Origin of the sequence: Rickettsia endosymbiont of Rhinocyllus conicus (assembly GCF_964026465.1) — a bacterium.
In the GTDB taxonomy this organism is placed as follows: domain Bacteria; phylum Pseudomonadota; class Alphaproteobacteria; order Rickettsiales; family Rickettsiaceae; genus Rickettsia.
Genome location: NZ_OZ032155.1, coordinates 1250974 through 1270127, shown reverse-complemented (window position 1 = coordinate 1270127; position 19154 = coordinate 1250974). Strand labels below are relative to the sequence as shown.

Sequence of the window (19154 nt, the reverse complement as noted above, 5' to 3'; positions counted from 1 at the left end):
TTATCTTCTTACTCATCTAATTTTAATTTATAATTAATTTTTTAAGCCCTCTCTTTAGCTATTAAATGTTGTTCTATTAATCTTGCTCTTCTATCAATCTGATCACTACTTGTTAGCATATTACTCCATTTCTCTTGAGCAAAAAGTTGCACTCGATCTAAAGCTTTTAAGTAAGCAGTTAAATGATGATCTGCTACTTGCTTTGATCTGAGCATGGTAACTGCTTTACGTACTTCTGAGATTACCTCCTTTAAATGCTGCAACAAGCTGTAACTAGCCACTAATTCTGAGGAGCTATCTAAAATAGTTACTCCTGATATTGCTTCTAAAGTAATATAGTCATAAATTGGAAATGCTTCCCCTATTGAAGATAGGAAAGATATGTCTGCATTACTAAACTCATTGTTGCTTGCCAGTTTACTCTTTAATTCATCTAGCTTGGTTTTAGCCTTGCCTTGATATGATTGATCTGGAGCAATAGTAATATTGTGTCTTATTACTGGATTTAAACAATGAATATTATCACAAGTATAAATTGAGGCAGATTCACCGCCTTTTAAATGAGCAATCCAGCTCTTTTCATCTTGAGCAAGTGATGCAAAGAAATAGACATTATTATCTCGAACTATTATAGTTCCCGTCATTGACATAATGGCATTTCTCATATTTTCAGGAATCCCTGCTTTTTCTGCTGCTTTGGTAAAGATATTATAATTATCTAGCATTAGCTCTGGATCTTTATTTTGGATATTCGCTAAAGCTTGTTTCTGCTCTAAATCACTACGACATTTTTTACCGGCAGCAAAATAATCAAAGCCAGAGCTGGATTGTAAATCCTTGCAAACTGATTCTCTCATGGCTGAATCTTTAGGCAAAATGGAAGCGAAAATAGCTTTAGTCATTTCACAATCGCCCTTAGCAAATTGATTCATTTCCATAGCAAGATTTCTTAAATCTTTCAGGGCATTTTCTATTTGCGGAGCAAAGGTCTTAAGGCCCAATGAAAATGCATAAGCTTTTGCTTGCGTACCAATATTTTTCATTAGCTGTACTAGCTCATCTCCTGAAATAATCGAAAAACTGCCAAGGTAAGAATCAATACCACTACAGCTCATGGTCAGTGTTGGCGGAGTTATAGAGATCGGATTAAAAGCTGTTTTATTTGTCCGCATTGATAGTCCTCCTGCCGCATAATAGCCGGCAGCTTGAGATTGATATGCACCAGGTTTCGTTACATTAACACTCATCCCTTCAAATACATCCTTTAAGTCCCAGGCGTAAGAGTTATAAGAGTCTATCAATAATGCAGAAATTATAACAAGATAAGTAATAATACTACTGTAACCCTTACTCATGCCTTACCTCTGCAGAACCTAAGTTATAATAGTGCTGATCTATTGTTAAAATATTGTCAATGATCTTATCTTCACTAACAATGCTTCTTACAATTGGATATATTTGCCTGCCATCACTTGCTATTAAATACAACACTGGTACAATATTTTCAGGATTTAATTTTTTTAGTAATCCTGTGTCTTTAACCGTTGTAACATCCTGAAACTTCTCTTCATTTCCACCAACAAAAATTAACTGAAAACCATATTTATTAGCAAATTGTTTAACAATAGGAGCAAAAGCTTTGCAATAAGCACAGTTAGTAGCTATCTGTAAAATTAATCCCCAATTCTTTGCTAATTTTTTCAGTTTATAATCATTTTCTTGTCCTTGTTTTTCCTCATACAATCTTTTATGTAAAGAATTGGTCGGTTCATTAATATTACTCAGCTGATGATCTAATATCGTTGCTAGTTGCCACATAGTAGCAAATTTATGTGCTTTCTCCATAATCTGCTTTTGCAGTCTTTGAGCTATGATGATATTTTCAAGAGTGGGATCATCTAAGGCTTTACGCTTAGCCCTATTAAATTCTTTCTTTAAAGCTTCTATCCTTTGATCATAAGGCTCAAGTTCTGGCTCTTGCTTTTTTTTATCTTGAGAAAATTTTAATATTTCTAGCGTGTAAGCATGATCCTCGTTATACCATAAAAACCCTTGAGGTTGTTGCCAAAACTGATTATTTACATTAAACCTGATCATTTCATTTTTATTACTACTATCTAACTCCATAGTACCAGCAAATGCATGATTTGACCAATCATTGATTAATAACCATAAATTAATTACTAGTAATGTAATGGCTAGTAATGATTTATTTGCTATGTTTACCAGCCACTTCATTATTTTAATAGGATAAATTTGAATCAGTATGATTATTATTAAATCTTTGTTGTTGCATTATAGGCATCTGGTTTTTTAGTTGCTGTGGAAAATTCTTATACATTTTACTTTTAGCATGATCAAGTAAATCACTAAATAGCTCCTCTAAATCAAACTTAGAAAAATCTATTCTTTGCAGCTCTTCTACTGTAAACCCCCTGCAATTAGCATGTTGTGCCGTGCCAAAACTAATAGATAATTGTTTTTTGCCTTGTTCCTGAAATACTCGTGCAAGTTTTGAATTAAAACAACAATAAGTAGATTTTTTGGTAAGACATGTCTTAAATATTTTATCTTTCTTAGCACAATATGTACCAACATAGTAGCACTGACCTTTTGCTTTTTTTAAGGCTAAGGCTTTTTCTTCTGCACTGCACCTACTTAATCCTAAATCCTTACCCCAACCTTTAAATCCAGAACAACAATTAAGAAAATTACCGATATTTGTTTTATGACAACTATCACTTGTACCTTTAAAAACCATAATCGGATTTGTTTGCATATCTTTTTTCATTTCATTTAACATTGCAAGATACCCAACATTCCCCATATCAGTATTAGGTATAAGAGTTGCAGTATGACAATCCCCTCCTAAACAAAACATCCTAGCTCCGGCAAGAGAAGAGCTGAGTTCTTTTTTCTCAATGTAACAACTATAATTTCGACTCCATTGCACACAGATACTAGCAGATTGTTTAACGCAATTACTGCTTGCAAGTTCACAACCTTGCTGCTTTAAATAATTACACCCATCTTTTGGCTCACTACTACATTGATAGTTAATTTGCTCTCGAAAGCATGGGCGATTAACCCGATATTGATCATAAAATATCTTCTCTCCTCTTTCTAAACATACCGTACCTAGCTCATGACATTCATTATGCTCTATTAATGATTCTAATTCTTCTGGATAAAGAAGCCAATATTCTCCTTTTTCCTTAAATTCTTTTTCCTTTTCTCTAAATCTATATTTAAAATTATATTTATCCCACTTTACCTCATGTCTTCTACATTCAGTTAAATTTCCGCTGCCCCTTGGATTAATACCAATTTCTTCACTAATTTGTTCTAAATTTACTCCTAGCTTTTGGGCAATAATACTTCTTACTTCATTTTGAGTGCCAATATCGCTACGCATATGCATACCATTGCGTTTCTTTTTCCAATGAACCGGATATAGCAAGTGGTAATGTAATCTACATATCTCCTCTCCAGATATATCAATAGTTCTATCTTGCCATGCTCCCCATTTATCTATTAATTCTGTTTCTAAATATAGCTTCCTCATTATATCAACCGTAAAATCTACCCCTTCAATACAACTCTTAGCAATTTTTGTTTTGGTAATTGTTTCACTATTAGAAAAACTATCTCCTTCTGTATGTCTTAAAGGATCTGCCTCAATTTTAACTGAATTAATAATCAAAGGGTTTTTAGGATTAATGTCATATTCTTGAGAAGCATCTATTTTTTTAAGCTCACTTTGTTGTAGTAATTGACCTGCTGAACTATTATTTAACATTTGACCGCCTTGCTTTGTTAAATCTTGATCACTCATATTACTTAAATTTGAACCATTTACATCTTTATCAAATATTACTTTATTGCCCATTTGATCAGGATTACCAAGCCTAATACTGTTTTCATATTGTTTAGCCCTATTATAACTATCGTGAATGTTAGCAATCACATTAAAACTAAACAATACAATAATCATTTATAAAAACGTGAACCTCATGAATTTTCTTTGTTCATAATTTCTAAAGCATCATGTAATGACATGTGACCAGTTAGTCTTTTTACTCCCTTGTCTTCACTATTCACTATTATTGCTGGTACAGCAGTAATTTGATATTTCTCAAATAGATTTGGATCAATATCAAAACTAATACCAATTTCATCGGCTTTTGCTTTAGTCTCGACAAAAGAATTATTTTTTAGACCTCGCATTACAAGTTTTGCTCCTGCTCGTTCTGCTTCAACATAATAACTCTTTAATGCTGCATCAGGCATTGAAAATGAGATAAAAATGTAGATTTGATTATATGTTTTAGGCTGTATTATCTTCTGTAATAATTTTTCTTGTTCTGCCAAAGCATTTGTGCTACCTAAAATTAGTAAACTAGTTAAAATTATTGTTTTTAGGTTAAATTGCATATTTTTCTGTATCTTGTCATATCATTATAGCCTTAAAGTCGGGTAATGAAAGAAAGTTACCTTTCTTCCATCCCCTAAGAACCGTACAGGATACTTTCGCATCATACGGCTGTGTGTCCAGAGAAACTGGTATGTTCAGTAGGAGGTAACCCTACTAGATTAAAAGTTAGAGATCTATAGCTAGGATAGCAGCATGGCGAGAAATCAAGATGTTGGAACCTATCGACAAACTTACCTATAGGGTAAGAGCGAATTATCAGGCCGCAGCGAGAGCGAACACATAGGTGGCCCCGAAAGTGCGAAGCCCCGAAGGCCGAACTAGCGACCGTAGAGTGAAGGCAATATGTTCAATTGAAAACTAACTGATACAATTGGACACTTCGGCGGGGTGGGAGTGGCAGCATGATAATAAGGACATATTAAGTGACTGGAGAAGTCCTACTCATCCCAGGAAGAAAGCTCTTGGAGCAAGGTAAATTCTATAACTAGCAAAACTAGGAAATGAATTGAAGATGAGAGGATGGCGGATGGGTGTGTATTAGCAATGAAGCAGAGTAATGCCTGTGGAGCGAAGACACCCTACTGATAACATTATTCCAACAACTGTCATTGTCAAATAAAAAGGGACCACTAAATTACGTAAAAAAGGGACCACTTTATTTAAAATTTTTTATGTCATATTACCTCCAGATTTATAGTTATTAATACGATAACTTTTACCTGTGATGTTTAGTATATGTGCATGATGTACTACTCGATCAATAATTGCATGAGTTAATAACTCATCAGCAAATATTTCATTCCATCTTTCAAAATCCTTGTTTGTGGTGATAATGGTAGATTTATTTTCATATCGTTTAGCAATAATATTAAAAAAATCATCTACTGAATGTTTTGGTAATTGCTTAAAACCTAACTCATCAAGAATTAATAAGTCAAATGATAAGAGTAATTTAACTTTTTTGTGATAGCTATTATCTGCTCTTGCAATATGTAAATTATAAAGCATATCCGATACCGTAGTAAAATATACAGAGTATTCTCGTGTTAAAGCTTTTAATGCTAATCCAATAGCAAGATGAGTTTTGCCAGTTCCAGAATTACCTATGAATATGACATTGCCCTTAGTATTAATATAATCACAAGTAGATAAATCACTTATTACTTTGGTATCAATACTTGGTTGGAACTGAAAATCAAAGTCTTCTAAATTTTTAGTTACCGGTAATTTAGCAGCATTTTTACGACGACGGTAATTATTATCCTTACGGTGAGATTTTTCATCTTCACATAATAGTGAGAGAAATTCTTTAAATCCTAGTTTATTATTTTGAGCATAAATAATCCTTTCATTTAAGCTATTGACTATACCTGATAATCTAAAACTACGTAGGTCATTAAGCAAGTTCTGCATTCTGACCTCCAAACTCTGGCAATGGTAAGTTTACTGCATTACTATTTAAGATATTCTTAATTTTAGAGTAAGAACTTATACCGTAATGTAATGCTCTATGACAGGCTTTATCTATTAACTCATCATTGTAAACCTTACGTAAAGAAATAATACCTCTGGCACAACGTTGCCAATCATTTACTCGTGTTTGTTGTAATAACTCTAATAATAAACTGCAATTATTGCCTATCTGCTGCATTTGTTGTTGATAATGTTCGCTATATTCTATAAAACCTGGGCATAGACGTTTATATTTGGCATAATGAGACGGATTAGTGGTAAATATTCCTTTGCCATCTACTCTAACGTGCCTTGCTATTAAATCATTTTGTATAGAAAATATTTGAACAAGGTTTGGTGATAATTGTACCAATACTTCACTGTATATATATTTTGCTGGTACGGAATAATAATTATTATCTATGGTGATATGACAATCTTTTGCTACTTTTCGATTATGCCACGATGATAAATCAAACGTTTCTAATGGTAAGGGCATTAAATTATTACTTTCTTCTTGCTCAAATAGTTCCTGAGGAATTTTTTTAGTAGTACCATGTATTCGGTTATTTGCTTTATTTAACCAGTTTGCAAGATCGTGTATTAATTCTTCATATCTATGAAATTTACGTCCAGCAAAAAAATTATTTTTGACATACTTTATGCCTGATTCTACTTTGCCTTTTTCTTGAGGTTGATATATACGACAAGGAGAAAGTAAAATCCCATAATGATCAGCTAAACGTTTGTATTCCTTCTGATATACAGGCTCATAGAAATTGCTATCTACCACCCCAGCTTTAAGATTATCAAGTTTTATTACTTTTGGACTACCAGCAAAATAATTAAATGCATTGATATGACATTGTATCCATGTTTTACAACTTTGATCAAACACTACTTCATAATAATCAAGGCGACTATAGCTTAAACGCATATTAAACACATATGCTTTAACTCTACGCCCTTGGGCATTATACTGTAAGCCTATGTCACCAAAATCTACTTGTGCTTCCTCTCCTGCTAAAGTATGAAAACGAATGCAACTGTTATTCTGAATCTTATATTTTTTGATATAACGGGTTAGCGAACCATAACTTTTTGTATAACCTTGAATTTTTAACTCTTCAAAAATTCTTATGTAACTTAGATTCTTTTCTAATAACTCAATTATTTGTTCGTGCCAAGAATCCAGTGCTGAAGATCGTTCATAGGGTGCAGGATATTCTGTACCAGACTCTACGTAACGATTTATTATTTTTCTTACTGTTTTACGGTCTATCCTTGTTAGTTTGGCAATATTTCTTTGACTGTTGCCTTGCTTATAAAGGGTGATAATTGTTGTGTACATATTTATTCTTATCATTGTATCACTAGATATTTATTTTAATTAATTATCTAGTGAATATTGCACATTATAACCTTATTAGGTTACACCAAATTCTCTGGTCCCTTTTTCGTGCAATTTAGTGGTCCCCTTTACTTTAGCAATGACAAACAACAAGGGAGGTGAAAGACGAATGATAAAAACGTCTATAGAATTACAAGACCTGAGAAGGAAAATATACATCAAAGCTAAAGCTGAAAAGCAATGGCGATTTTGGGGATTATATGTTCATGTATGTAAGATAGAAACACTAAGAGAAGCCTACAAGCTAGCTAAGCATAATAAGGGGGCACCTGGAATAGATGGTGTTACCTTTGAAATGATAGAGTTAGCGGGGGTTGAACAATTTCTAGAAAACATACAAACAGAATTACAAGCCAGAACCTATTATCCTGAAAGGAAAAGGGTCAAGGTAATTCCTAAAGATAATGGGAATAAAGTGAGGAAGTTATCCATACCAACTATCAAAGATAGAGTGGTAGAAGGAGCACTAAAGCTCATTTTAGAACCAATATTTGAAGCTGACTTCCAACCTGGATCATATGGATATCGCCCTAAACGGACTGCAGCTGCGGCTATAGAAAAAGTTACAGTAGCAGCAATTAAGGAGAAGACAAGAGTAATAGATGTAGATTTACGCTCTTACTTTGACACGATTGCTCACCTTGAGCTATTTAACAAGATAGCAGAGCGTGTAAATGACAAAGATGTTATGAAGCTACTAAAATTGATAGTCAAAGCAGGTGGAAAAAGAGGCATATCTCAAGGCGGGCCACTATCACCGCATTTAAGCAATATTTACTTAAATGAAGTAGATAAAATGCTAGAAAGAGCAAAGGAAGTGAGTAAGCTAAGAGATGGCTATGACCATATAGAGTACGTTAGATGGGCTGATGATCTGATCATACTATTAACCCACCAATTAAATACCTGACATAATAGTTGCAAATACTAAAATATAATGTTAGAATGAAATAATGCTAAAAAAAGAAGATTTTAGGACATTATCAACGAGTGCACAAGCAGCTTTAAGAAAAGTTGCATTAAGAGCAATTGATAAAGGAGAAAAACAATCAGATGTATCAAATCTTATAGGAGTAACACGTCAGACTATTAGTAACTGGGTTAACAAAAGAAGAAGAGGTGATAAATATGCAATAACTGGCAAGTCTAGAGGAAGAAAGACAGGAGAGAAAAGAATAATAAATGAAATGCTGGGTAAAAAAATACAAGATTATATAAATCACTCTAGACCAGAAGATCACAATATCAAATCTGCACTATGGTCAAGAAAAGCTATTAATGCCCTGATTAAAAAATGCTGTGGTTTCTTTTTGCCATTAAGTACGATTGGAGAATATTTAAGAAGATGGGGATATACTGTGTCATTGCTAAAGTAAAGGGGACCACTAAATTGCACGAAAAAGGGACCAGAGAATTTGGTGTAACCTAATAAGGTTATAATGTGCAATATTCACTAGATAATTAATTAAAATAAATATCTAGTGATACAATGATAAGAATAAATATGTACACAACAATTATCACCCTTTATAAGCAAGGCAACAGTCAAAGAAATATTGCCAAACTAACAAGGATAGACCGTAAAACAGTAAGAAAAATAATAAATCGTTACGTAGAGTCTGGTACAGAATATCCTGCACCCTATGAACGATCTTCAGCACTGGATTCTTGGCACGAACAAATAATTGAGTTATTAGAAAAGAATCTAAGTTACATAAGAATTTTTGAAGAGTTAAAAATTCAAGGTTATACAAAAAGTTATGGTTCGCTAACCCGTTATATCAAAAAATATAAGATTCAGAATAACAGTTGCATTCGTTTTCATACTTTAGCAGGAGAGGAAGCACAAGTAGATTTTGGTGACATAGGCTTACAGTATAATGCCCAAGGGCGTAGAGTTAAAGCATATGTGTTTAATATGCGTTTAAGCTATAGTCGCCTTGATTATTATGAAGTAGTGTTTGATCAAAGTTGTAAAACATGGATACAATGTCATATCAATGCATTTAATTATTTTGCTGGTAGTCCAAAAGTAATAAAACTTGATAATCTTAAAGCTGGGGTGGTAGATAGCAATTTCTATGAGCCTGTATATCAGAAGGAATACAAACGTTTAGCTGATCATTATGGGATTTTACTTTCTCCTTGTCGTATATATCAACCTCAAGAAAAAGGCAAAGTAGAATCAGGCATAAAGTATGTCAAAAATAATTTTTTTGCTGGACGTAAATTTCATAGATATGAAGAATTAATACACGATCTTGCAAACTGGTTAAATAAAGCAAATAACCGAATACATGGTACTACTAAAAAAATTCCTCAGGAACTATTTGAGCAAGAAGAAAGTAATAATTTAATGCCCTTACCATTAGAAACGTTTGATTTATCATCGTGGCATAATCGAAAAGTAGCAAAAGATTGTCATATCACCATAGATAATAATTATTATTCCGTACCAGCAAAATATATATACAGTGAAGTATTGGTACAATTATCACCAAACCTTGTTCAAATATTTTCTATACAAAATGATTTAATAGCAAGGCACGTTAGAGTAGATGGCAAAGGAATATTTACCACTAATCCGTCTCATTATGCCAAATATAAACGTCTATGCCCAGGTTTTATAGAATATAGCGAACATTATCAACAACAAATGCAGCAGATAGGCAATAATTGCAGTTTATTATTAGAGTTATTACAACAAACACGAGTAAATGATTGGCAACGTTGTGCCAGAGGTATTATTTCTTTACGTAAGGTTTACAATGATGAGTTAATAGATAAAGCCTGTCATAGAGCATTACATTACGGTATAAGTTCTTACTCTAAAATTAAGAATATCTTAAATAGTAATGCAGTAAACTTACCATTGCCAGAGTTTGGAGGTCAGAATGCAGAACTTGCTTAATGACCTACGTAGTTTTAGATTATCAGGTATAGTCAATAGCTTAAATGAAAGGATTATTTATGCTCAAAATAATAAACTAGGATTTAAAGAATTTCTCTCACTATTATGTGAAGATGAAAAATCTCACCGTAAGGATAATAATTACCGTCGTCGTAAAAATGCTGCTAAATTACCGGTAACTAAAAATTTAGAAGACTTTGATTTTCAGTTCCAACCAAGTATTGATACCAAAGTAATAAGTGATTTATCTACTTGTGATTATATTAATACTAAGGGCAATGTCATATTCATAGGTAATTCTGGAACTGGCAAAACTCATCTTGCTATTGGATTAGCATTAAAAGCTTTAACACGAGAATACTCTGTATATTTTACTACGGTATCGGATATGCTTTATAATTTACATATTGCAAGAGCAGATAATAGCTATCACAAAAAAGTTAAATTACTCTTATCATTTGACTTATTAATTCTTGATGAGTTAGGTTTTAAGCAATTACCAAAACATTCAGTAGATGATTTTTTTAATATTATTGCTAAACGATATGAAAATAAATCTACCATTATCACCACAAACAAGGATTTTGAAAGATGGAATGAAATATTTGCTGATGAGTTATTAACTCATGCAATTATTGATCGAGTAGTACATCATGCACATATACTAAACATCACAGGTAAAAGTTATCGTATTAATAACTATAAATCTGGAGGTAATATGACATAAAAAATTTTAAATAAAGTGGTCCCTTTTTTACGTAATTTAGTGGTCCCTTTTTATTTGACAATGACAATACTGCACAAAAACCAAAGAAATTAGCTTATGAGCAACAGCCAAAACAAGTTCAAGTATGGCTAGATGAAGAATATCCCGCAATAGTAAAACAAGCACAAATGGAACAAGCTGAAATACACTGGTGTGATGAAGTGGGTATAAAATCAGAATGTCAGGTGTTACAGAGCTATTCTTTAAAAGGCAAAACACCCGTAGTTATTCATAAATCAAAACGATTTACTATAAATATGATATCAACTGTTACGAACAATGGTAAACTAAGGTTCATGTTATATGAAGATACACTAAAAACAGATATATTTATAGAATTTCTAAGAAGATTAGTGAAATCTGCAAGAAGGAAGATCTTTTTAATATTAGACAATTTAAAAGTACATCATAGTAAAAAAGTATACAGCTGGACAAATAAGCATAAAGATAAAATTTCTTTGTTTTTTTTGCCTCCTTATACTCCACAACATAATCCAGATGAATACTTAAATAATGACTTAAAAAGAAATGTAAATAGAAAACATATACCTCTTACAAAAGATGAGTTAAAATACAATCTTAAATCTTATTTACGTTGCTTACAGAACAATCCTAAACATATACAAAAATTGTTCCAAGCCGATGATGTTAAATATGCCTCTTAAGTCAGGTATTTAATTGGTGGGTTAATAATTGATGGCTATAGAAAATGGCAGTGGTTAGAGAGAGCAATCAATATAAGGCTAAGACAAGAATTGTTGAAAATAAAGGTTGAACTAAACGAAGAGAAGATAAAGACAGTTGATCTAAAGAATGGTGAAACATTTAGCTTTTTGGGATTTGATTTTAGACGAGCGAAAACTAAGCAAGGTAAAATTGGAATCCAGAAGACGCCTAGAATGAGAGCGCGAACTGCCCTGCTAGCAAAACTAAAAGAGATATTCCGCAAGTTTATATCGCAACCAGTTGATAGAATAACATACCTTATCAACCCGATATTACGAGGTTGGATAAACTACTTTAGGATTGGTAACTCTAGCCGTTGTTTTGGATATGTAAGAGACTGGGTAGAGAAGAAAGTAAGACGCCATTTAATGAAATCACGAGGATTGAAAGGCTTCGGCTGGGAAAGGTGGAGTAGGAGAGATTTGTATGAGAAGATGGGGTTATATAACGATTACCAAATTCGATATTACAGACCTTTGAAAGCAATAACAGCGGATAGGTCATAGGCAATGATAAGAAGTTATCAGGAAAGCGTAATACGGGAAATCTGTACGTTACGTTTGACGAGGCGGGTGATGGAAACGGGAGCTACTGACTTACCGCGCCATTGCTCGACCCTACCAAGCCTCTTAAAGCCCAATTTATTTAGAACCAGCTTCAACATTGAATCTCCGATTATGGATCTGTTTATGGCAATTGATGTGTAGCATCATCAAATTTGAGCTCCTATTATCACCACCTTTTGATTTTGGGATAACATGATGTATATCCCAATCTGTTTCTAATGTGATGATTTGCGTGCAATTCGGACACTTACCTTTTTGCTTATTCCATAGATTTAATAATTTTCTGTTATCTGATAAAGATTCATACATTTTATGTTTTAATCTTTTTTCAAAATAATCATCCCATTTCTTATCATATGGATTAGCTTCGGACAAAATCTTTACATGTCGCTTAATAGGCAGTTTAGCTGGGTCAATAAGCTTATAAGTAATTGGTTCTTCCCCTAATTTTGGCTTGTCAGCTATACAAGCAAATCTCCAAGCATCACCTCTTATAAACTTAAAATACTTATTCTTAACCCAGTTACTACTCTTATTTGGATGCCGACGTTTAGACCATCGCCACACAATCTTAAATATCTCGTGCCTTAATTTACTGAAACTCTCTGTAGCAACTATATGTCTATGATATAAAGTCCAACCCCTGATAATAGGGTTGAGCATAGTTATCAATAAAACTTGTTTGATCATCTTATTATCTTTAGCAATTTTCCTTATCTTTCTTATGACATTTTGTAAGTTGTTTTTAGATGGCTTGATAAGAAACTTGCCATTATATTTCCGTACATTCTGTCCTAAGAAATCAAAGCCTTGATCAATATGAGTAATTTTGGTTTTAGTACTAGATAGCTTCAATCCTCGCTCTTGCAAGAATTGCTCTACAATAGGTAAAACAAGATTCTCTAATTGTTCCTTGGATCGACCTGTGATAATAAAATCATCAGCATAGATAATATAGTTGATCTTATGAGCCGGTTTTCTTGAGGATATTTTCATCGGAAACTTTTCAGCTAGTAACTTACCCAATCCACTTAGAGTCATATTCGCAAGTAATGCTGAAGCGATGCCACCTTGCGGAGTGCCAGATTCAGTAGGGTAGATATTACCAGCTTCCATATATCCAGCTTTTAGCCATTTTCTTAATATGGTTTTATCCATTGGAATATTATCTAGAAGCCATTGATGACTAATATTATCATAACATCCTTCAATATCAGCTTCCAGTATCCATTGAGCAGCACATTTCCTAGAAAGGACTATATAACACTGTTCTATGGCATCTGCAGCTGATCTTTCTGCTCTAAACCCATACGAATGTCTATCTGCTGTTGTTTCTGCAACTGGTTCTAATGCTAGCTTATAAAGAGCTTGCATAGCTCTATCTTTCATAGTAGGTATACCAAGTGGTCTCTTACCATTCACCTTTGGTATATAAATCCTTCTAAGAGGGGATGGATTATAACCATGTTGCCTCAAGTTTATTATTGTCTGAGATTTAAGATCAGGTGTATGCCAAATTTCTTGATCTACACCCGCAGTTCTTTTTCCTCGATTCTCAGTCACTCTTCTAACTGCAAGAGCTTTGCCGCTAAAAGAATGGGTTAATAGTCGTTGTAAAGCTTTAACTTTACCCCATCTACCTTCCTGTATTGCTTTTACGATACGCATCTGATGACTTCTAATAACTCTGTTACATCGACTCCAGTTAATACTGTGCCAACTCACATTGCTGTCAGTAGATGCACTAGCTACAATTTGATTTGTAACCACCATTTGCTTTTCTCCTTTAAAAGTTTCATCAAATTCTCTCGTAATAAGAGACCATAACGGAAGTCTGCCCGCTTTCGCGTAGGGTAATGTTACAACCCTTATCTGCCTCATTACAAAACAGCCTTCGCTTTCTCCGTCTCTCCTCTACCTGCATCCCTATCAGCTTACCTTACAGCTTACTTTCCCAGTCCAGGAAGAAATACAGGCTTACTGTGTTCTATATATATGACATAGATAGGTTAGGTTCTACCTTTCTGCCGGTGATCATAAAGTCTACGTATCGTGAGCCTATAGCACAATAACCAGATCACTTATCCTTTTGGACAGAGCTTATCAGCATCTTTAGCTCCTTACGACTGTAACGACATTTATCAGTAGTTCACATATGTTAACCATACCATCTAAGCCTAGCCTCTAACCACATGATGCTTGCAGTTTAATCTTTACCTCACAGCTTAGATTCTCTTTAAAAGCCGAGTACATTGTCCTGGTAGCTTCAAACAAAGAATTACTTCAATGCATGTACCAGTAGGCTACTGTTGGTAGAACAACAGGTTTAATCAATTTTCATAGTTAAACAATCATATATATAACCTCACATCGCCCAGAGGCAGCAGGCTCTTTTCCTCCAAATCAAATAACCAAAATCCTCACCTTTAACCGGGAATTCGCGTGCACCCTGCCAGGTAGTTTCAGTCTCACCAATTTTTTTACAAGAATAAACTTCTGGTATAGGATAGGTCATCTGCAGTCTATATTGGCTCTTCTTGATTATTGGCATTGGATATTTACCGCATAATCCGCTACTCCCAATATATCCCCATAATAACAACTCCCTATGTAACTTAGCCATAAATTTAGCCACTATTAATGCAGAAGTTCCAACTCCGCCATTATAAGAGCTAGTTGTACCGGTAAAGGGATAAAGAGAACCTTGACATCCCCCGCACCAAAACATCGTATCATTTGAGAGGTTACCAGAACTACAGCTCACACAATCAGCTATGCAGGCACTTTGAGCTGCAATATTGCCAAATAATAAACTTTCAGGATTTAATATAGCAGCCTTGTTATCATCTCCCCATAATGGATCAAATTCAGTTAAATATGCGATATCTACTTGTGACATCTCTAAACAGGCAAAATCAAGTAATATTTCAAGCCAGTAAATCACTGGATAAATATACCAATGAACATGATAAAAGCTACTTCCCTCTATATCATCCTTAACACCTTTTTGCATGCTAGTACCAAGATTAATGCCTCCAAGGCTTACCATACACATCGGAGATTTAGTTACATCCACCAGTCTTACCGGCTCCCAGAATCCAATTGGAATTCCTGGCACTGGCATCGGAATTGAAGGCTTAGGGCAAAAACAAACAATTTGCCTTGGGTTATTAGTATCAGCCATAGAACTTGACACAATTTTTACTCCTCCGATAGTAATTGGAAATAAACATTTCCAGCAAACATCAGTGATTGGATTTACAAACCTGCCTACGCAGCCAATTGATGCATAACTATAATTACCAAGCAAAATAATTATAATAAACATTATTAACTTCATTATTACTTGTATATTTCAGAAGTTATTAAATCTGTATTTGCTTGTACCTTTGCTTGCTCTGCTATCATATTATTTTTCTCACCTGCTATTAAATACACTACTTCTCCACTAGGCTTTACTATTGCGTGCACCCTACCTTGTAATACATTTTCGATTATCTTTTCTAAATTTTTCTTTGCTTCTGGTAATTGCCACTTCTTCATAGATTACCTCCGGATTTGATCAGTTGTTATTCACACCTTAATTTTTACTCAAATACTATAATATTTCAATTAATCTTGATTTCACTAATCTTTAATAAAATCCCTTCTTGTTCTATTATAACTGGAATAGCTTTTATCTTAAAACGAGTAGTTAGAACGCCACCTTGATCAAAAAATATTTGCTTGTTTAATTCTTGCCCAAGCTCTATAGGGTTTCCTTTAGTAAGTACTAATTTTCCTATTTGTGATTTAGACCACTTAACCTGCTGCTCATCATCTCCATCAATAAATATTAATGGTTCTCCCCAGCTTACTTTTTCTAAAGGATTGACACTTGTGCCAGCTTTTACTATGATCTTTCCCGCTTGATCTTTTATATCTGTCTTTTGTATAAAGCTCGGATCATAGTGCCAATTTCGGTTTATGCTTGTTTTTGCTAAAGCTAAGATAGCAGTTGGTCTAGAGATTTTCTGTTTTACTTTATTTTTAAATTCTTCCTGCATTTTCTCTAAAACGCCATTTTGTTTTGCTATTTTGAGCCTCGCCATAATGACCTCTAATAATGACTCTTCAATAATTGGAAATACATGACCTTGTACTTCATAATCTTTAATTTCTATTTTAGAATTATTATCTATGCTTATGTCTAAATTATTATTGTGTGCATTTACATAACTTACCTTCAATATAATCATAAATAAAACAAAGGAGTTTATGGCAATAATTTTTATGTCTAAATACCTTCTCATATTTTCTAATCACTTTAAGCCAAGCCTCGCTCTTCCATGATACTATTAATTGCATCCGTTGCATTTAAGCCTTGAATCATTCTATCCTCTATAGCTTGGTAATCCCTAGCATTAGTAGATGTTAGCATCAGAGTAAATGGATCTAACATTAACCTTGCTACTACTCCGTTAACACTTGGTCCATAAATCGCTGCTTCACTATAATGCGGTGGATTTGAATGAATAGACTGCAGTAAATTTAGCTTCCAGTCCTCATCGACAAAACCTGCAAGTTTGGGGTTGGCTCTCATTGCTTTAAAGCTCTCAGGATTTTGCTTGAGAATAACTTTATGTGATGAATTCTCAAAAGCTTTTTCAGCAGCTGATCCTGCTTCCCTAAAGTAATCAGTTAATTGCTGAGTAGCAAGGGTTATTGAGCCGTTGTATTTTCTAGCTATTCTTCCGGCTTCTTCAATAAATTCTCCAGATCTCTTGCCGGATAGTAATTTCCATGCTTCATCAATCATGATTAGAAACGGACGCTTCCTATCACCTTTAACCATTGCTTGGTTAATATGCACAATCATGATTTGCACGATCACTGCAAGTAGTGCCGGGCTACTACGAAGATGATCAGTTTCAATTACTACTATATCTGAGCTTAAGGATAATTTTGCCTTACCACTAAAAAACTTGCCATATTGCCCATCACGGGTAAATGGAAATAGCATATTACCAAGTTCTTGCGAGTAAGACTCTTCTCTTTTAAGCAACCAATCTGCTATGTCAGTGATCTCAGCTCTTGCTCCTTTTGCTTGCCACACAGCTATTAAGGCTTTTTGCAGCATTGGTTGCTGCAAATCATTAGTTCCATACTGAGGAGCTGCCATGGTTGCTAGAATCGATGGAAAACTTGCTAGAAAATCTGCTTGTGCTTCAATTGAGTCTTCGCTGCCGCCTGCTGGAATTTCTGAGAATGGATTAATTGATATCGGATTTTTTACATCAAATTCAATATAATTACCGCCCAGTAGCAAACAGGTTCTTTTAAATGATCTACCATAATCAAGAACAAATACTTTGCCGCCAGTGCCTAAGACTGATAGCATTAGTTCTTGCATAAATACTGATTTACCGGATCCTGGTACTCCTGCTATACAAAGATTAAAATTTTCATTGGGAGCTGCAGCTGTGCTATATAAATTTGAACCAATTAATGCTGAACCAAAGGGCGACCAATACATTATCTGTCCTCTTCTACCGGTAAGCAGCATGCCAGGAGAGCTTAAATCCCCTTTCCATTCACCAATAATAGGCAGTAACACCTTACTTTCTGAAGCAATAGTCCTTATGCCTCTACCAAGATTTGATAATGCTACGCCAACTCCCCTAGTCTTTTTATTAAATATGTTATTGAATCTATTAAATTTACCTACTAAAGAATTTGGTGCTGCTTCAACTAACTGCATCGGCAAACTAGCAAGTACCACCGCTAAATGATCATATTTACAAGGGACAAAATACCAGCCACTTCGACGAAGCTGTGAGCAAAACTGTGATGCTGCTTGTTTGGCTTTATTCTTCTGATCCCACATAATGACATTTAAGTGGATATTTACTACTCTATCACCATTTTGTAAGCACGATACTGCTCCTGCTAAATCTTGTGCCTCGTACTGCAGATTAGGAAAGAATTTCTCCATCCCGGCATTAATATTTCTCTCTAAAGCTTCTCTTTTGGTAATAGCAGATGTTTTAGCCACTAACTGATTTGGTATAATCTGCAAACCAAAATGAATTAAAAAATTTGATCTAATATATTCATCACGTCTTAGCTCATTACCTAAAAATAAATCCATGGCTGATAAACTCCACTCAGAAGGTCTTTTTCCCGCCTCTAGAGCGATAAATATTTGATTATCATTAAGACTTACATAATCTTCCTTTTCATATAAAGAAAAATTACCGGGTAAAATCTGCTCAGATAATATTTCATAAGGGTTAATTTCAGGATGCTCTTCTTCTCTCCAGCCAAATATTAAACGGACAAATTTTAATAGCAATGTTGCCTCAACATTATAAGTAGTAAGACCAATTGATTTAAATGTATCTTGCAATACTTCTCTTCTTCGTATCATCTCATTAATATCAATCGTCAGCGTCGGAATAGTTACTGAAATTAATAAAACGACATCTTTGATATTTCCCTCTTCCTTTGCTTTTTGCTCTAAAAATTTTGTTCTTCTACTGCTAAGCTCAGCAAAGATGCTGCCCTTTCTATGTAATTGCCAGTTATCTAGATATTCTCTTATATGATCAGAGCCAATCATCAATATTTGAAAACTACTGCCTGCCGGTAAATTCTCATCACTTTTTAAAAATTCAGCTATCTCTCCTTGAGCTTGCAAGCTTGTTCCAACCAGCGGCCAGCCAAGCAGGACAAATCCTACTGAAGCCCTATTAAAAAACAAGCTACTCTCCTCATCATATGATTCATAAACAAAATGTTTAGATAGTCTTTCCCGAGCAAAATCTTTATCAATTCCTGATGTCATTATTATACCTTCCAGAGCATCTAGCAAAGCATCTCGATTTAAAATTAGGCTTATCATTATT

At 34.1% G+C, this 19154-nt stretch carries 16 protein-coding genes and 1 pseudogene; 6 read left to right on the top strand and 11 right to left on the bottom strand.

All coding sequences use genetic code 11. The annotated features are described in order from the left end of the window. Positions 1-41: 41 nt before the first annotated feature. The 6 genes from AAGD54_RS06750 to istA (AAGD54_RS06725) form a co-directional block, all read right to left on the bottom strand. The gene (locus AAGD54_RS06750; RefSeq protein WP_341794444.1) at positions 42-1355 is read right to left on the bottom strand and encodes a conjugal transfer protein TraH; all 1314 of its coding nucleotides are present in this window, start codon (positions 1353-1355) and stop codon (positions 42-44) included. Then, entirely contained in the window at positions 1348-2241 is an 894-nt protein-coding gene (locus AAGD54_RS06745) for a conjugal transfer protein TraF (RefSeq protein ID WP_341795199.1), read from the bottom strand. The genes AAGD54_RS06750 and AAGD54_RS06745 overlap by 8 nt, the downstream gene beginning before the upstream one ends. A 1-nt stretch (position 2242) precedes the next feature. Continuing rightward, positions 2243-3994: a conjugal transfer protein TraN gene (locus AAGD54_RS06740; RefSeq protein ID WP_341794443.1), complete on the bottom strand. Its 1752-nt coding sequence runs from the start codon at positions 3992-3994 to the stop codon at positions 2243-2245. A gap of 17 nt (positions 3995-4011) precedes the next feature. Beyond that, on the bottom strand, positions 4012-4434 hold the full coding sequence (gene trbC / locus AAGD54_RS06735; protein WP_341794389.1) for a type-F conjugative transfer system pilin assembly protein TrbC: 423 nt from the start codon (positions 4432-4434) through the stop codon (positions 4012-4014). A 670-nt stretch (positions 4435-5104) separates the two neighbouring features. Continuing rightward, complete coding sequence (gene istB / locus AAGD54_RS06730) at positions 5105-5848, bottom strand: IS21-like element helper ATPase IstB (RefSeq protein ID WP_341794290.1); 744 nt, start codon at positions 5846-5848, stop codon at positions 5105-5107. After that, positions 5832-7238 (bottom strand): IS21 family transposase, encoded by a 1407-nt coding sequence (gene istA, locus AAGD54_RS06725; protein ID WP_341794291.1) that lies wholly within the window; start codon positions 7236-7238, stop codon positions 5832-5834. The genes istB (AAGD54_RS06730) and istA (AAGD54_RS06725) overlap by 17 nt, the downstream gene beginning before the upstream one ends. A 169-nt stretch (positions 7239-7407) precedes the next feature. On the opposite strand from istA (AAGD54_RS06725), the gene AAGD54_RS06720 reads away from it, so the two are divergent. The 6 genes and pseudogenes from AAGD54_RS06720 (at position 7408) to AAGD54_RS06695 (ending at position 12207) form a co-directional block, all read left to right on the top strand. Next, positions 7408-8208, top strand: a complete 801-nt coding sequence (locus AAGD54_RS06720; protein WP_341794442.1) for a reverse transcriptase domain-containing protein — start codon at positions 7408-7410, stop codon at positions 8206-8208. Between the two features lie 43 nt (positions 8209-8251). Then, positions 8252-8674 (top strand): helix-turn-helix domain-containing protein, encoded by a 423-nt coding sequence (locus AAGD54_RS06715; RefSeq protein WP_341794441.1) that lies wholly within the window; start codon positions 8252-8254, stop codon positions 8672-8674. A 128-nt stretch (positions 8675-8802) separates the two neighbouring features. Continuing rightward, positions 8803-10209: an IS21 family transposase gene (istA, locus tag AAGD54_RS06710; protein WP_341794291.1), complete on the top strand. Its 1407-nt coding sequence runs from the start codon at positions 8803-8805 to the stop codon at positions 10207-10209. Next, entirely contained in the window at positions 10193-10936 is a 744-nt protein-coding gene (istB, locus tag AAGD54_RS06705) for an IS21-like element helper ATPase IstB (protein ID WP_341794290.1), read from the top strand. The genes istA (AAGD54_RS06710) and istB (AAGD54_RS06705) overlap by 17 nt, the downstream gene beginning before the upstream one ends. A 128-nt stretch (positions 10937-11064) precedes the next feature. Further along, a pseudogene (locus tag AAGD54_RS06700) lies at positions 11065-11640 on the top strand (IS630 family transposase); the annotation flags it as partial. 90 nt (positions 11641-11730) lie between these two features. Beyond that, a complete protein-coding gene (locus AAGD54_RS06695) occupies positions 11731-12207 on the top strand; it encodes a group II intron maturase-specific domain-containing protein (RefSeq protein WP_341794440.1) in 477 nt (158 codons plus the stop codon). Between the two features lie 135 nt (positions 12208-12342). On the opposite strand, the gene ltrA is transcribed toward AAGD54_RS06695, so the two are convergent. The 5 genes from ltrA to AAGD54_RS06670 form a co-directional block, all read right to left on the bottom strand. Beyond that, positions 12343-14040, bottom strand: a complete 1698-nt coding sequence (gene ltrA / locus AAGD54_RS06690; RefSeq protein WP_410526060.1) for a group II intron reverse transcriptase/maturase — start codon at positions 14038-14040, stop codon at positions 12343-12345. 592 nt (positions 14041-14632) lie between these two features. Then, positions 14633-15607: a conjugal transfer pilus assembly protein TraU gene (gene traU, locus AAGD54_RS06685; protein WP_341794387.1), complete on the bottom strand. Its 975-nt coding sequence runs from the start codon at positions 15605-15607 to the stop codon at positions 14633-14635. 2 nt (positions 15608-15609) lie between these two features. After that, positions 15610-15810, bottom strand: coding sequence for a type II toxin-antitoxin system Phd/YefM family antitoxin (locus tag AAGD54_RS06680; protein WP_341794386.1), 201 nt, complete (start codon positions 15808-15810; stop codon positions 15610-15612). 65 nt (positions 15811-15875) lie between these two features. After that, a complete protein-coding gene (traW, locus tag AAGD54_RS06675; RefSeq protein WP_341794385.1) occupies positions 15876-16559 on the bottom strand; it encodes a type-F conjugative transfer system protein TraW in 684 nt (227 codons plus the stop codon). 14 nt (positions 16560-16573) lie between these two features. Beyond that, entirely contained in the window at positions 16574-19093 is a 2520-nt protein-coding gene (locus AAGD54_RS06670; RefSeq protein WP_341794439.1) for a TraC family protein, read from the bottom strand. Positions 19094-19154 lie beyond the last annotated feature (61 nt).